Below are 14,143 nucleotides of genomic sequence, written 5' to 3'. Positions count from 1 at the left end.
CGTGATGTATTCACGGGCTCCAAATCAGCTTGACCTTTGTCGCCTGCGCCTGCGTGCCGGCATTCAGCGACCTGCGAGCATTATTCATGTGGAAGTTCGCGTAGGTCATGTTCTCAATGCTGGTGATTGCTGTGCGTGTCCAACGTTCCTGCGGTTAGTCGTTTGTGGTGAACCTCAGCCGTGGCGAGTTTCTCGCGTTCATGCACTTCATCTTGGCTCGGATGTACACGTCCGACCGCTGCAAATGGTGATTCACCGGCCGGGTACCAAGCGAATTCCTCGGGCTCCAATGCCGTCAACTTCAGAATGCTGCCCTCCAATGCCGTTCGTATTCCATAGTAAGAGATGACGTCTGTCGCGACGACCCGCATCAAAATCCCTCTACCGACAGCTCTCACAACGGCCTCGCCATCGATGAACTTGAAGGTCTTTTCCATTCCGTCGTCCACGATTGAGACGCAAAATTCGGCAAACCGTTGGGAGACAGTCTCGATGAGGTTCCTTGAACTGGGGACGGAGACACAGCACTCCGAGAGGTGCTCAGACATGTTCGCTCCTTTTAAGATTCAATGTTGGGCGTGGTCTTGGTGCAGCACAGGCTCTTATCTGTTCGTCAGCACGTCTTGGATCGCGGTGCCCACCGCGCGGATATCGTCTTCAGAGTGTCCGGCCGTGGGGCAAAGCCGCAACCCTGCCCTCCCCCGTGCAACGGTGGGAAAGAAGATCGCCGACGTATAGAAACCGCGGTCGAGCAAAGCTCTTGCGGCTTCGATGGCCGTCATCTCGTCGCCTATCTCGACCGTTCGTATCGGCAACGGTGAGCCTTGCTGGTCTGTGGGAACGAGGCTGTCGAACAAGGCGATTCTGCTTCGAAGTCCCTGTTGTAGCTCCGTGAGTTCTTGCGTTAGGTGCAGTTGCTGCGACGCGCGCGCCGCGCCGATTGCCGCGACATTCAGCGACGCTGAAAACGCATGAGCGACCGCGAATCTTCGAAACAGTTCCTCCTGCCGCGCCGTTCCAAGCATGATCAAGCCTCCTGAGGCGCCGAAGCCCTTGCCGAGCGAAGCCGCAATTATCGTCCGCTCCCCCAGGTGCCCGCTCATTTGCGATCTGGCAAAGCCTTCCCCGTGCTTGCCGAAGATCGATATGCCATGTGCGTCATCTATATAGAGGAAGAGGCCATAGCGGTCCTGCAGGCGCCTTAGGTCCTCGATGTCGGCGCTTCCTCCCATCGAATAAACGCCGTCGCAAACGAAGGCGACGGATTCGTTCGCGCGGCAGAGCATCTCGAGCGCGTTGAGATCGTTGTGAGGAATGGTCTCGACGCGAGTTTCAGCGGCAATGGTTCCCTTGTGAAAGGCAAGCGTCGCGTGGGCAAAGCGATCGAACACCATCAGCGGCTTAACGCCACCCGTGAGATGCCCGGAGGCAATCAGCGGCAACGCGCTCATGTTGGCTGCGAGCACTGTGGTATAAGTAATCACCCGCGCATCGAACAACTCCGACAGCGCCGCCTCCAAGTCACCGAGAATCGAGAAATTGAGACGCGTCCTTGCGCATGACCAATGAAGCGCGCCGTAATCTTTCAGTGCGTCGACGGCACCTGCAACGACCTGCGGATGGTTGTCCAAGCCGAGATAGGAGCAACGCACGAAGTCGACGACCCGACGTCCGCGGTCATGGGTTAGTGCCACGGCACGATGCTCCAGAGGTCGCCCGTAAATCGCCATCAAGCCCTGAAAATGCGCGGCATCGAAATGGCTTTGGGCGTACTGGATTAAGCTGGCGGTGTTCCTTTGGGCGCCCTTGCCAGAAATACTTCCCTGCCCTGGCGTTTTTTCTTCCATCCCGAAATCTCCCGATACTTGAGCGGCGAATGTACGGTAGATTTATTTGTTTAGTCGCTGAACTCAACGAAGTATTTGCGAAATATTTTCACGCTGAATTTTGCATTCGGCGTAAAATTACGGTTGAATTTTCCTTTCCCTGCACTTTTGAAAAAAATATGAGAAGTGTGAAACCTATCCGAGCTCAATCGGAGCCATAATCAATGTCGATCGCATAGCCGGTGGCCCGTATTGTGCGAATAAGAGGATGGCCGGTCAGGCGCTCGAGCTCCCGACGCAAGCGACCGACATGCACATCCACGGTGCGCGGCTGCACGTAGCGATTTGATGGCCACGCCGCTTCGATCAGTTCCAGACGGCTCCGCACCCGGCCCGGTGCCTCAAGCAGGCATCGGAGCAGGTTGAATTCGATGGCACCGAATTGAACGTCTTCATCACCATATCTGACGAGACGGCGCCCAGGCTCGAGTCTTAACTTGCCAAAGGTCTCAGCGGCCTCTTCGCTAGCGGGATGTGTCGGCTGCTTATCATTCGCACGATTGTTCGGCAGAGAACCAAGGTAAGCAAGCAGCCTCGCCGGCGAGACCGGGCGCACGAAGTTTTCGTCAACCCCCGCTTTCAACAGTGCCAGATAGTACCGCTCATTGCCGGACGAAACGAGGGCGATAGTCGGGATACGCGAGGTTACGTCGTTAGCCTTTATGGCGGCACATGTTCTCACCGTGAGCTCTGAATCCTCTGCTGAATCCAGGATGATTGCTGTGGCCGGCCTTAGCACAGCCTGATCCACTACCTCTTCTTCGCTCACCAACATCGTCTGAAAGCCCTCCGACGCGAGGATGTGTGCAAGCAACACGTAGAAGTTCGCATTACCAGAGCAGATCAGGACCAAGTGTTTTGTGTGCTGAGCCTTCGTGCTTTCAAGCTTTCTCATCGCCGTTCTCTTCCCGATGTTTGATGTCACAAAAATCGGAAATAGTATGGTCGCAGCTCCTACGTAATCCCTAGAATTTTAGAGATATTGCGCGAAATAGCCATAAATGTGTAAACTCCACGCGCTATTCGTCCTATTTTGTTGCAACATTTTTGTTGATTTTCGATGTGAGATGGGCACTCTGTGGATGCAGCGAACCGGGTTCGCTATTCATGCACATGACATCAGAGAAAGCGCCAGAACCGATGAAGACCAGCCTCGACCATGTTCCGCTTCGAAAACAGCGCGAACTCGCGCGCATCGTCGAGGTCCTGCACGAGGAATTCGAGGACGCCCTCTATGAGGGGATGGCCGACTTCGAAAAGTTTGACCGCATTCTGAAGATCATCCTCTTCGGTTCTAATGCCCGAGGAAGATGGCTCGACGAGCCGCACACGAGGAAGGGATACAAATTGGATTACGATCTGCTGATCGTCGTCAACCACAGGAAGCTCACAGATTTCTCGACCTACTGGCACAAGGCGCAGGAGCACCTCATGCACTTGCCGGAGATCGGACGCCAGTAAGCCTCATCGTTCATTCAAGACGGGAATTGAACACGGCACTACGATGGACAGTATTTTTTCTCCGAAATCCGCCGCGATGGCATCCTCCTCTATGAGCGGGACGACGAGCCGCTGGCCGAAACGAGACCGCGTACGTCGGCCCGCCCTGCGAATGGCGGCCGAGTATTTCGACGACCGTATGCCGCATGCTCGGAAATTCGCGAAGGGCGCCTCGTTCTATCTGAAGGAGCGCGATCCGAAAGAGGCTGTGTTTTTGCTTCATCAATCGATCGAGCAGGCGTATTCAGCACTCTTGCTTGTCCTGACGAGCTACAGCCCTGCATCCCACAATCTGAGGCATCTGCGCAGCCTCGCCGAGGAACGAGATCAACGACTTGCTGAGGTTTGGCCGCGCCATCAGCATCAATATCTAGCGTGGTTCAACATCTTGAATGAGGCTTATGTCAAATCTCGGTACTCGAAGCGCTATGAAATCAGCGAAGAAGCCCTTGCCTGGCTCGTTGAAAGAGCCTGTCGGCTGATTGCCGACGTGGAAGCGATCTGCATCGAACATCTAGATCGCCTTCGAAAACAGGCAGAAGATGATCTCGACTGAGTCCGGAAAGGGCACAGTCTTCGCTTGTGATAGACACATTTGCCAGGGACGGCACGATGAGAACCAAATGGTTCTGTGGCTCGCGAAAGCTGAGTTCCAACGTCCGGCAACCCATTTTGATCCCCTGCGCCGGACAGCAGGAGGTTCAGCGTGTCCAAGATTTTTTGCAATCCCGCCATCGGGGAGCAAAGCCCCCGGAAAGACGGCTTCTGGCAGAAGCATCAACAGGAGGAAGTGGTGGAGGCGGCGATCGGCCTCTATGGCAACGAAGCCGCAATTGCGGCCGCCTATTGCGCGCTCGAGGCCTGGACCGAACGCCGACACGGCGATTACGGCTTCTGGTTTGAGGTATTCCTACGACTTAGAAACCGCTTGATTTAGCAGTTCATCTATTCAGAGGGTGCGCCGTGCGGCTGTCAGTGGTCGAGCAAGGCGCTCCCGGCTTAAATTGGGAAACGCTCAATTTCGCCCTGGCGGCCGAGCCCGTCAAGCGCGTAGCCAATGGACCGTACGGTGCGGATAACATCAGGCCCATAGTGGTTCAGCGCGCGCCTGATGTGACCGATATGGATATCGACAGTGCGGAGCTCGACTTCGGCTTCAGGCGGCCAGCCGGCGGCGATGAGATCGTCACGACTGTGCACCACAGTTGGCATCTTCATAAGATGCAGAAGCAGTCTGAACTGTAGCGCGGAAAGGCTTACAGTGTGGCCGTTTCGCGTAACACGAACCGTGGCGACATTCATCTCGATATCCGCGTGCCGGAATATCTCGCGTGAGACGCCAGGGCGGGAGTCGTCGGGCAAGTTCGTTTGAATGCCCTTGAGGAACGCGAGCAGGTGTCGCGGATCGTAGGGACTGCATATGACCACGTCGATCCCGAGACTGCTGAGATCCTTCCTCGGTGCATTCGCAAAGACGGCGACTGGCGGGCGGTCGCTGGTTGCCTTTATGCGGCGGCAAAGGCCAGGCGCCTCCAGGCGCCGATCGGAACAATCGACCAGGACAGCGAGCGGCCTTTCGGTCTCGATTGTACTAATCAGTTCGCTCGCATCGGAGCAAAGCTGGACAGTAAATCCCTCGGTCTCGAGAATGTACTCGAGCAGAAGAAAGAGCTCCGCGTTGCCCGTATAAATCAGCACACCCGCATGCATTCCGCACCCGGTCTCCAACTTCAAAGTGGCGCGTATTCTCCGCCATTGATGTCTATTATCGCGCCATTGATGAAGGCTGCTCCGTCGGAGGTCAGGAAACCGATGGCCGCCGCGACTTCTTCAGGCTCCCCCAGGCGGCCCGCGGGAATGCGGGCAACTGCTGTGCGATTGACCTCGCCGTCACGCGGACCGGCCATCTCCGTGGCAATCCTTCCTGGCGCAACGACATTCACCGTAATTGAGTGCGCCGCGTACCGTGAGACCAGCGAGCGGGCAAAGCCCGCAAGTGCGGCTTTCGAGGCGACATAGGCGGTGCCCGCGATTTTCGGGAGCGCACGACCGGCAATGGACCCGACAAGAACAACGCGGCCAAAACCCTGCGCGCACATGCCGGGCAAGACCGCCTGGCAGCAAAGCATTGTCCCGGTCAGGTTGACGGAAAGAACCGTGTTCCATTCTTGGAGTGTGATCTCTTGGAATGGGGTCGGCCCGTAGGGCCCCTTGGGTGATATGCCGGCATTGCAAACGAGAATGTCTGCTCTGCCCCAGCAATCGTCCAATTCCCGAAAGAATGCCGTTATCTGCGCCGGCTCACCGAGATCAACAGCGCGCGCGAACACCCGCTCGGAGCCGAAATCCTGACAAAGAGCTTGGGCGGCGCTTTCAACATTGACGAGCGTTTGCCCGAAGAGGGCGACCCGGCATCCACGCTCCAACAGGAGACGGGACGTTGCCAACCCGATACCGGAAGTGCCGCCGGTGACGACGGCAATTCTTGCTTTAGAATCACGTCTCATGCCGCTTCGTCCATCTTTGCGAAGAGTGAGAGGGGGGGATGCGCCGCCGGGTCGGTCATCACTTCGATCAATAGCGGCCCCTGGTCCATGCCACGCTGCAAGTGATCGGCAAGCTCACTCGGGTCTTCCACACGAACCGCTGGGCAGCCGCAGGCTTCCGCCAATTTCGCGTGATCCACCTCGGCAAAGTGGCATGCCGATGTGAAGTTGCCGAACTTCACTGTTTCCGCATCGCGCTGGAAACCGAGGATGCCGTTGTTGAGGACGACGATCGCCACAGGAAGCTTCATCCGCATCATGGTCTCAAGCTCGGCCCAGCTGTGAGCAAAGCCGCCGTCACCGACAATCGCAATGACCGGCTTATCCGGTCGGGCAACCTTGGCCCCGATCGCGAGCGGCACCCCCCAACCGAGCCCCGCCAGCCCGCGCGGCGTGATAAAGCGCATTCCGCTCGCTCGCGCTCGGAGTTGGCCCAGGACCCACATAGACGAGTAGCTCGCGTCGGCGACGACCGTTACGTCGTCGGTTAGCAGGTCCTGGAGTTCAGCCATAATCCGCTCTGGGCGTATCGGTCGGGAACGCGATGTCACCACGTCGTGGCGATCAAGCTCGAACTGCTTCCAATTCTGATGGATACATTCCTCCAGTCGCGCGCGATCCCGATGCCGCCGCGTGAGGTCGACGCGGGTGAGCGCCGCTCTCAGGGCGGCAAGCGTTTCCCTGGCATCGCCCACCAGCCGAATGGCTTCGTAGTTGCGTCCGATCTCCACCGGATCGATGTCAATGTGCACGACCGTCGCGCTGGAGGGAATTTGCCGCCAATTGTCGGTGCCGTTCTGGTTGGTACGCGTTCCGATGAGAATGACCAAGTCCGCACTTCCGACCAAAGCGGACGAGTATCGACCGAGCGAGCGCGGCCCGACCAGCGAGCCTAACACTCCGGCCGAAAGCGGATGAAATTCGTCCACCGCCCCCTTCCCCATGTTCGTGGTGAGAATCGGCAGGCACGCTTCCTGCTGGAGCGCAGCAAGTTCTGCCGCGGCGCCGCTGCAATGAACGCCTCCGCCGGCGATAATGATCGGGGCTCGCGCCGCTGCGATCAGAGACGCGACCTCTGCTAGTGCTTCATCCGAAGGGCGGACGCGATCCAAGGGCCAGTGGCCTAAGTTCTTTGAACGTACGACCGCCGGAGATTTCGCCTCGGCACGCAGGAGATCGGATGGAAGCAGCAGAGCGGCTGGGCCGGCACGGCCTGACGACGCGGCCGTAAATGCCGCGTCCACATAGTCGTCGATCCGCTCCGGAACCGTGACACGCCGCACCCATTTAGTGCAGGACTGGAAGAGAGCAATCTGATCAAGGTCCTGAAAGGCGTTGCGGTCCATTTGGTCTCGCTCGACATCCTGCACAAGCGCCACGATCGGCACACTAGCCTTCAACGCCTCGGCCAGCGGCGGCACAAGCAAAGTTGCCGCGGGGCCGTTTTGGGCGGCAACCACAGCGACTTTGCCGGAAAGACGGGCGTAGCCGTCGGCCATCGCACCGCCCATGTTCTCCTGCCGGTACGCGATCTGGCGAATGCCGATCGCTTCCGCTGCAAGGATGACCGCCGATGGCAGGCTTTGGCCAAATATGAACTCCACATCGTGCCGGCGAAGAATCGTCGCGATACGCTGCGCAACGGTTTCGTTTGGGTTCTGTTGCGTCATTGCGCGCACTCCTTTTGGATTTCGGCCTGAAGAAATTCGTCAAATGCACTGAGGACAAGGTCGATGTCGCTGTCGACCATTGCCGTCGAAAGGCAGGCGGCGGCCCCATAGGGGAGAAGAACGCCCGCTTCCAGCAAGTAGCGGCTCATTCTTCGCATGAGCGAGGCCTCTTCGGCGTTCAGATAGGCATCGCGATATTCGAGCGGCGCGATGCGCTTCGGATGGATGCGGAAGAGCGAGGCGGCGCCGGTCACGGAGAAGCGCGCGTCGCGCTTTGCAATGCTTGCCCTCAAGCCCGCGCGCAACCTCTCGCCCATCGCTTCGAGGTGATCGAACACATCGGGGGTCATCGCCTCCATCGCTGCCCGACCAGCGGCCATTGAGACCGGATTTGCGGAAAACGTGCCACCCTGCGGCAACAACGGTTTTCCATCTTCGGTGCCGAAAACGCGCATCACTTCCTCGCGGCCGCCAATGGCACCGATCGGGAAGCCGCCTCCGATGATTTTGCCGGCCGTGGTCAGATCGGGTTTCAGACCGTAGCGTGCTGAGGCCCCGGCATAGCCCTGCCGAAGATTGAGCACCTCGTCCGCGACAATCAGGATTCCGTACTTGCGCGCCGTTTCCGACAAAGCCTCGAAGAAGGCGGGCTCCGGATGCAGCAACCCCGCCCGGCTGGGCATGGGATCGATCAGTACACAGGCAACGCGGTCGCTCGCCGCACTCAAGCGCGCTTCAAGGCCCTCGACGTCGTTGAAGCGCAAAAGATGGACTCCGCCGGCGACGCTTGAGGGAGTGCCGCGATAGGCCGGAGTTGCGACGGACATTGGCGCCCAGCCGCCTTTGCCGGGCGAAACCTCCTGCCCAGCCTCTGCCCAGTCATAGGCGCCGTGATAGGCGCCTTCGATGCGTGCGATCGCGGGCCTGCCGGTGAAAGCGCGCGCGGCCTTGATCGCGAACATGACCGCTTCCGTTCCGCTGTTGACGAAGCGGACCCGTTCCATTGCGGGAATGCGGGTCGTCAGAAGTTCCGCGAGCGCGATTTCATGCTCCGTCGGGTTGGCGAAACAGGTTCCCGAGCGCAGCAGGTCGACGACAGCCTCCGTGGCCGGAGCGAAGCCGTGCCCGTGAATGAGCGTGGTAAAATTGTTGTTCAGATCGAGGAGCCGGTTCCCGTCGACATCGACGAGATAAGCCCCCTCGCCGCGCTGGACATAGATCGGAAACGGGTTCCTCTCCACCGTGGCGCGGGTGGTTCCATCCGGGAACACCGCCTTGGCGCGGTTGAATAAATGTTTCGACCGACTACGCGCAGACGTCTGCCGCAGCCTGTTTGTTGCTTGAACGAGCATAGTTCCGGCTTCCTGAGGTGAGAAATCGACCGCTCGCTTTGCACGAGCTTCACAATTTTGTTGCAACAAAAATGCAGCCCGTCAAGTCCATGCAACAAAATCTTAAGCCAAGGAGCCCGCACCCCTCTCCAGAGAGGCGCGCTTCAGCCGTCGATATCCATCGCGAATATCATTTTCCATCGCCGCCCTGAGGCTTGCCGCGTCACGCTCCGCGAGAGCCTCCATGGCGATCTCGTGGTTGCGAACACCGTATTTCTCCTCGGCAAACTCTGGGTAGAGATTGTGCAAGGACGGCCCGATCCTCAGCCATAAGCTTTCGATCATCGAAACGAGCTGGGGAAGACCCGAGAGACGGTAGATCGTAAAGTGGAATTCCTTGTTGTGCCACAGCGCTTCCGCATAGCGGTTTTCGTCGAGGGCGGAATTGATAAGCTCTTGTAAGGCCACCAGTTCTTCCACGTCTGCCGGCGTTCCGTGCTGGGCGGCCTGTTCGGAAGCCAGCCCCTCAAGCGCCAGGCGAGTGAGCGTTATCTCTCGAAGGTCGGCCGCGTCGAGAATTGGGACGACAACCGTCTTCGGCCCGGTATAAACAAGCGCGCCTTCGCTCGTCAGACGATTGATCGCATCGCGCGCGGGCGTTGTGCTGACATCGAGGTCTTGGGCGACTGCGCGCACCGTCAACTTGTGGCCTGGCAGATAGACGCCACGGATGATGCGCTCCTTCATTTCCCGATAGGCGGCATCCCCCAGCCGTTTCGAGGCTCTCTCAAGATCTGGCGATTCGGTTGCATTGTCCGCCATTTTGCTCTCTCGATCGGTTGACACTGTGAATTTTTGATGCAACAAAAATGAAGTGTGAAGGTTTTGCAAAGCTTTTGTCGCGCCAGCGGCTATTAGCAGCTTTCACATGCTCCGTCACGCGGGCCGGCGACAAGCGGCCCGCGGGGCACCAGAAACCTCGGCAATAAGCGCATCGTCCTGACTCGTCCCGGGTCGGAGGAAGGCTTTTCATTGCGGCCGGAAGCGGCCGTATCCAGGGGAAGACGCCGAAGAGCGTCCAACAGCTGAAAGGAAAGGCGGATTTGATCGGTCAATCTCTGTCCCTTGCGGGACTTCAAAAACGATACGGCGAAGCCCTTGCGATTCGCGAGCTGTCGCTCGACGTCGCAGCCGGGGAGTTTGTCTCGCTGTTGGGGCCGTCCGGCTCCGGCAAGACAACAGCCTTGACGATGATAGCCGGCTTTGAGGCTCCGAGCGCCGGCAGGATCGCCATCGGTGGCCAGGACGTGACTTTCCTTGCGCCAAATCACCGGAACATCGGAATGGTGTTCCAGAAATACGCGCTTTTTCCGCACCTGACGATCCACCAGAACATCGCATTTCCGCTCAGGATGCGTGGGCGGATGCAGAAGACCGCGATCGTGCAGCGCGTCGAGGAGATGCTGGAACTCGTCCAGCTCTCCGGCTACGCGGAGCGCTATCCCAACCAGCTTTCCGGTGGCCAACAGCAACGGGTCGCCGTGGCGCGGGCTTTGGCCTTTGAGCCACCCGTCCTTCTGATGGATGAACCACTTGGCGCCCTCGACAAGAAATTGCGAGAGGCGATGCAATTCGAGATCAAACGTCTACAGGAGCGACTTGGTGCCACGGTCGTCTACGTAACCCATGATCAGGACGAAGCGCTGACGATGTCGGATCGCGTCGCCATAATGTCCGACGGTCGCTTGATGCAGATGGGTACGCCGACGGAGCTCTACCGGCAGCCGAAGACGGAGTTCGTCGCGGACTTCATCGGCCGGATGAATTTTATTGATGGCGATTGCCTCGACTGCACGGCTGAGCAAACGGTTGTTCGTTTATCGGAGAGAACGGTGCTCAACCTCCGTTCTGCGGCAAGCGAGCGTACGCGCAAATATGATGCCGGAACGGCTCTGCGTGTGGCAATCCGTCCAGAACGGATGCGTCTTGCGAAGCGCGGCGATGGTGGCGCCGACGCGCTGCCGGGCGTCATCGATGCCGCTGTGTTCATCGGTTCGACATACATCTTTCTCGTCCGCCTAGCCGATCGCCCGGAAGCAAGCCTGCAGGTACAGGTCGCTGCTGACTGCGTCATGCCATTCCAAAGAGACGACGCCGTGGACATCGTCCTTGACGGCGCAGCCGCGCACGTCTTTTCCATAGCGGAGAGGTGTGCCGCATGACGCGTTCACTGGCATCACTCTCATCTTCATTGACATCCCGCCGGTCGAGCTCCGCGCGCTTTTATTCGCCCACCGCGTCCATGGCATTGGTCACGCCCCTCCTCGCGGTCCTGCTGACTGGGTTCCTGTATCCGGTCGCGCGGCTGATCGCGCTGAGCTTTTCCGGGGGAACACTCAGCCACTATCGGCGTATTTTTACCGAGTCGCTTCATCTCGACGTTCTCTTCAGCACGATCGAGGTCGCCCTTGTCGTGACGCTTGCGAGCCTGCTGTTGGGTTTTCCCGTCGCCTACATGATGGCGCGGCTGAGCAGGGGCTTGGCAATGGCGATCGCCGCCTGCGTCTTCATCCCCTTGTGGACTTCCGTCCTCATCCGCTCCTATGCGTGGGTCGTCCTTCTCCAACGCAACGGCATCATCAACAAGCTGCTCGTCGATACGGGGGTTACGGAAGGGCCGTTAAAGCTGATCTATACCCAGGGCGCGGTCATCCTCGCGATGACGCATGTGCTGATGCCCTTCATGATCCTGCCGATTTATTCGGCACTGCGCGCATTGCCCCCAGACTACGTGCGTGCCGCCCGCAATCTCGGCGCCGGGCCCATCCGTACCTTCGTCGCCGTAACGCTTCCGCTCAGTCTGCCGGGTGTTTTTGCCGGCAGCGTCATGTGTTTCGTACTGGCGCTCGGCTTCTACATCACCCCGGCGCTGGTTGGTGGGCCCGGCTCGATGCTGATGGCGACGCTCATCGGCCAGCAGACAACAGTCCTGCTCGATTGGCCGTTCGCGGCAGCACTTTCGACCGTACTCCTCGCCGTTACGCTCCTTTTTGTTCTCCTGTTCCGCAGGACGCTATCGCTCAGCAAGGGATTGAACAGTGTCTATTGATCACGCACACATGCCGGGCCGGATTCCTGCGGCCATGGATATCTTCGCTTCTCCGACGATCCGCGGCTATTCGAGGGCGGCGGGGATCATTGCCATCGGCGCGGGGATCGGATGTATTCTCTTCTTCCTGCTGTTGCCGACGCTGATCGTGCTACCGATGTCGCTCAGCGAAACTGACCATATTGAGTTCCCGCCCCAGGGCCTGACACTCAAATGGTACAGCGCCTATTTCAATGATCCGGACTGGATGGCAGCGACGTGGTTCAGTCTTAAGATCGCCCTGGCGACAACCGCGACAGCGACTGTCGTGGGAATCATGGCGGCGCTCGCGATTGTGCGAGGATGCCTTCCGTTCAGATCCACATTGCAGGCGCTTGCGCTCGGGCCGATGATTGTTCCCCACATCATTCTGGGCGTGGCGCTCTACCTCGCCTTCTCGCCCCTGCAGCTCACCGGCAGCTTTTTCGGATTCCTCATCGCGCACACCGTGTTGGCAATCCCCTATGTGATCATCACCGTCACGGCGTCGCTGCAGCGCGTCGATCCGACGCTCGAGCTGGCGGCGTTGAACTGCGGGGCCAACAGGCTGCAGGCATTCTTCCTCGTCGTTCTGCCGAACATCGTCCCAGGTGTCGCAGCGGCGGCCGTGTTCGCCTTTCTCGCCTCATTCGATGAAGCGACCGTCGCGTTCTTCATATCGGACATTGGTGGCAAATCGATCGGGCGCAAGATGTTCGAGGATATCGATTTCAACCTGACGCCGGTCATTGCCGCGGTCTCGACCGTGCTCGTCGCCACTTCCCTCCTGCTCATGGGCACGGTTCACCTGCTGAACGCCCGTAAGCCTCGCTCGTGAAACCGAGGACTCCCACTTCTCAGCATCTGAATTAACAAAGGATTCTTTCATGACGTCTCTCCTCTCCCGTTCCACAGCAGTGATGAAGCCGACTGTCGCCGGATTTCTATCCTTGATAGCCTTGTCGCTTCCGACATTCGCCGGCGAGCAAGTCATCATCGCGTCGACCGGCGGCGCTTATGACAAGGCTCTAAGGGAGGCCTGGTTCGATCCGTTCACGAAGGCTACTGGCATCGAGGTGGTCACCGTCGCGGCGACGAACGCCGAAATGCGCGCCAAGGCTGCGGCCATGGTGAAAACGGGAAACGTCAATTGGGACCTCTATCTCGACGGCGAGATCCAGGCCGCCTCAAAGGCGCATCGCGAAGTGACAGAGGATCTGACGGAGTTCTGCCGCCAATTTGCCGATCGCGAGGACCTCAGCGCCAATGCATGCTCCGCTGGCGGGGCCCTGCTGCAATCCACGGCTACGCTGTTGGCCTACAGAACCGGAAAACCCGGAGAACCAGTTCCCGCAACATGGGCCGATATGTGGGACACAGGGAAATTTCCGGGTGAACGCGCATTTCCGAACTTCGATGATCCCTGGCGCGTCATGGCGGCCGCACTGCTCGCCGATGGTGTAAAGCGCGACGAATTATTTCCGCTCGACATCGATCGCGCGTTGGCTAAGCTCGACAAGATCAGGCCTTCCGTCACGCTGTGGTGGAAGACGGGCGATCAGAGCGTGCAAGGGTTTCGCAATGGCGAGTACTCGCTCGGGCAGATCTGGTTGACGCGCGCAAAGGCGATGCAGAATGAGGGGCTGCCGATCGACTGGTCCTACAAGGCCGCCTTCCTCGTCGGCGACCGGATAGCGCTGCTGAAGGGCGCGCCGCACCGTGACAACGCGCTGAAGTTAATGGCCTTCTGGCTGGACTCTCCCGCGGCGCAGGCCAAAGCGTGCGAAGCTCTCTCCTGCACGCCCCCGAGTAGCGATGCGATCTCGATGATGTCGGATGAGGCGCGCAAGACGATGCCGCAAGGTGACGACGTTCGGGATCACGTCATTCTTCCCGACGCGGAGTGGATCAACGCCAATGCTGCGATGATGTTGCAGCGCTGGAACGAGTGGATTCGCTGACTGCACCAGCGCCCCGCGTGCATGGAGGCGAGGCGCAGCGGTCTCGGAGCGCCTCCGCCTTGGGAATCGTCTGAAGGTGAAGCGGATGCTCACCCCGAGCTAAGCGTCCTCTTTGGGGGGAG

The 14,143-nt window shown here is 59.0% G+C and carries 13 protein-coding genes and 2 pseudogenes; 6 read left to right on the top strand and 9 right to left on the bottom strand.

What is annotated here, in order from left to right; all coding sequences use genetic code 11:
- Positions 1-10: 10 nt before the first annotated feature.
- The 4 genes and pseudogenes from CN933_RS32585 to CN933_RS21475 all read right to left on the bottom strand — a co-directional run.
- Positions 11-127, bottom strand: a pseudogene (locus CN933_RS32585) (autoinducer-binding protein); the annotation flags it as partial.
- Positions 114-548, bottom strand: a complete 435-nt coding sequence (gene rctB / locus CN933_RS31945; RefSeq protein ID WP_437408717.1) for an SMa0974 family conjugal transfer regulator — start codon at positions 546-548, stop codon at positions 114-116. The gene rctB and the pseudogene CN933_RS32585, both read right to left, overlap by 14 nt.
- Positions 549-602: 54 nt before the next feature.
- Positions 603-1,847: an 8-amino-7-oxononanoate synthase family protein gene (locus CN933_RS21480; RefSeq protein WP_102762298.1), complete on the bottom strand. Its 1,245-nt coding sequence runs from the start codon at positions 1,845-1,847 to the stop codon at positions 603-605.
- A 184-nt stretch (positions 1,848-2,031) separates the two neighbouring features.
- Positions 2,032-2,781 carry a winged helix-turn-helix transcriptional regulator gene (locus CN933_RS21475; RefSeq protein ID WP_102762297.1) on the bottom strand — a complete coding sequence of 250 codons (750 nt, stop codon included), beginning with the start codon at positions 2,779-2,781 and terminating at the stop codon, positions 2,032-2,034.
- A 245-nt stretch (positions 2,782-3,026) separates the two neighbouring features.
- Between CN933_RS21475 and CN933_RS21470 the strand changes: the two are divergent.
- Positions 3,027-3,942: pseudogene (locus tag CN933_RS21470) on the top strand (nucleotidyltransferase and HEPN domain-containing protein).
- Between the two features lie 150 nt (positions 3,943-4,092).
- On the top strand, positions 4,093-4,323 hold the full coding sequence (locus CN933_RS21465; protein ID WP_100670675.1) for a Y4oE-related protein: 231 nt from the start codon (positions 4,093-4,095) through the stop codon (positions 4,321-4,323).
- Between the two features lie 62 nt (positions 4,324-4,385).
- On the opposite strand, the gene CN933_RS21460 is transcribed toward CN933_RS21465, so the two are convergent.
- From CN933_RS21460 to CN933_RS21440, 5 genes are all read right to left on the bottom strand, one after another.
- Positions 4,386-5,096: a response regulator transcription factor gene (locus CN933_RS21460; protein ID WP_102762445.1), complete on the bottom strand. Its 711-nt coding sequence runs from the start codon at positions 5,094-5,096 to the stop codon at positions 4,386-4,388.
- A 20-nt stretch (positions 5,097-5,116) separates the two neighbouring features.
- Positions 5,117-5,893: an SDR family oxidoreductase gene (locus CN933_RS21455; protein WP_102762296.1), complete on the bottom strand. Its 777-nt coding sequence runs from the start codon at positions 5,891-5,893 to the stop codon at positions 5,117-5,119.
- Positions 5,890-7,602 carry an acetolactate synthase catalytic subunit gene (locus CN933_RS21450; RefSeq protein WP_102762295.1) on the bottom strand — a complete coding sequence of 571 codons (1,713 nt, stop codon included), beginning with the start codon at positions 7,600-7,602 and terminating at the stop codon, positions 5,890-5,892. Before CN933_RS21450 ends, CN933_RS21455 begins: the two co-directional genes overlap by 4 nt.
- Positions 7,599-8,954 carry an aspartate aminotransferase family protein gene (locus CN933_RS21445; protein ID WP_102762294.1) on the bottom strand — a complete coding sequence of 452 codons (1,356 nt, stop codon included), beginning with the start codon at positions 8,952-8,954 and terminating at the stop codon, positions 7,599-7,601. Before CN933_RS21445 ends, CN933_RS21450 begins: the two co-directional genes overlap by 4 nt.
- A 102-nt stretch (positions 8,955-9,056) precedes the next feature.
- The gene (locus CN933_RS21440) at positions 9,057-9,755 is read right to left on the bottom strand and encodes a GntR family transcriptional regulator (protein ID WP_018097199.1); all 699 of its coding nucleotides are present in this window, start codon (positions 9,753-9,755) and stop codon (positions 9,057-9,059) included.
- A 281-nt stretch (positions 9,756-10,036) separates the two neighbouring features.
- Between CN933_RS21440 and CN933_RS21435 the strand changes: the two genes are divergently transcribed.
- The 4 genes from CN933_RS21435 to CN933_RS21420 are packed head-to-tail and all read left to right on the top strand — an operon-like array spanning position 10,037 to position 14,021.
- Positions 10,037-11,155, top strand: coding sequence for an ABC transporter ATP-binding protein (locus CN933_RS21435; protein WP_102762293.1), 1,119 nt, complete (start codon positions 10,037-10,039; stop codon positions 11,153-11,155).
- Complete coding sequence (locus tag CN933_RS21430) at positions 11,152-12,042, top strand: ABC transporter permease (protein WP_102762292.1); 891 nt, start codon at positions 11,152-11,154, stop codon at positions 12,040-12,042. Before CN933_RS21435 ends, CN933_RS21430 begins: the two co-directional genes overlap by 4 nt.
- A 34-nt stretch (positions 12,043-12,076) precedes the next feature.
- Positions 12,077-12,898 carry an ABC transporter permease gene (locus CN933_RS21425; protein ID WP_245425125.1) on the top strand — a complete coding sequence of 274 codons (822 nt, stop codon included), beginning with the start codon at positions 12,077-12,079 and terminating at the stop codon, positions 12,896-12,898.
- A 49-nt stretch (positions 12,899-12,947) separates the two neighbouring features.
- Complete coding sequence (locus tag CN933_RS21420; protein WP_102762290.1) at positions 12,948-14,021, top strand: ABC transporter substrate-binding protein; 1,074 nt, start codon at positions 12,948-12,950, stop codon at positions 14,019-14,021.
- Positions 14,022-14,143 lie beyond the last annotated feature (122 nt).

It is taken from the genome of Sinorhizobium sp. M4_45 (genome assembly GCF_002885915.1).
Classification (GTDB): Bacteria; Pseudomonadota; Alphaproteobacteria; order Rhizobiales; family Rhizobiaceae; genus Sinorhizobium; species Sinorhizobium meliloti_A.
The sequence above is the reverse complement of the archived record's forward strand: the minus strand, read 5'-3'. Positions and strand labels throughout refer to the sequence as shown.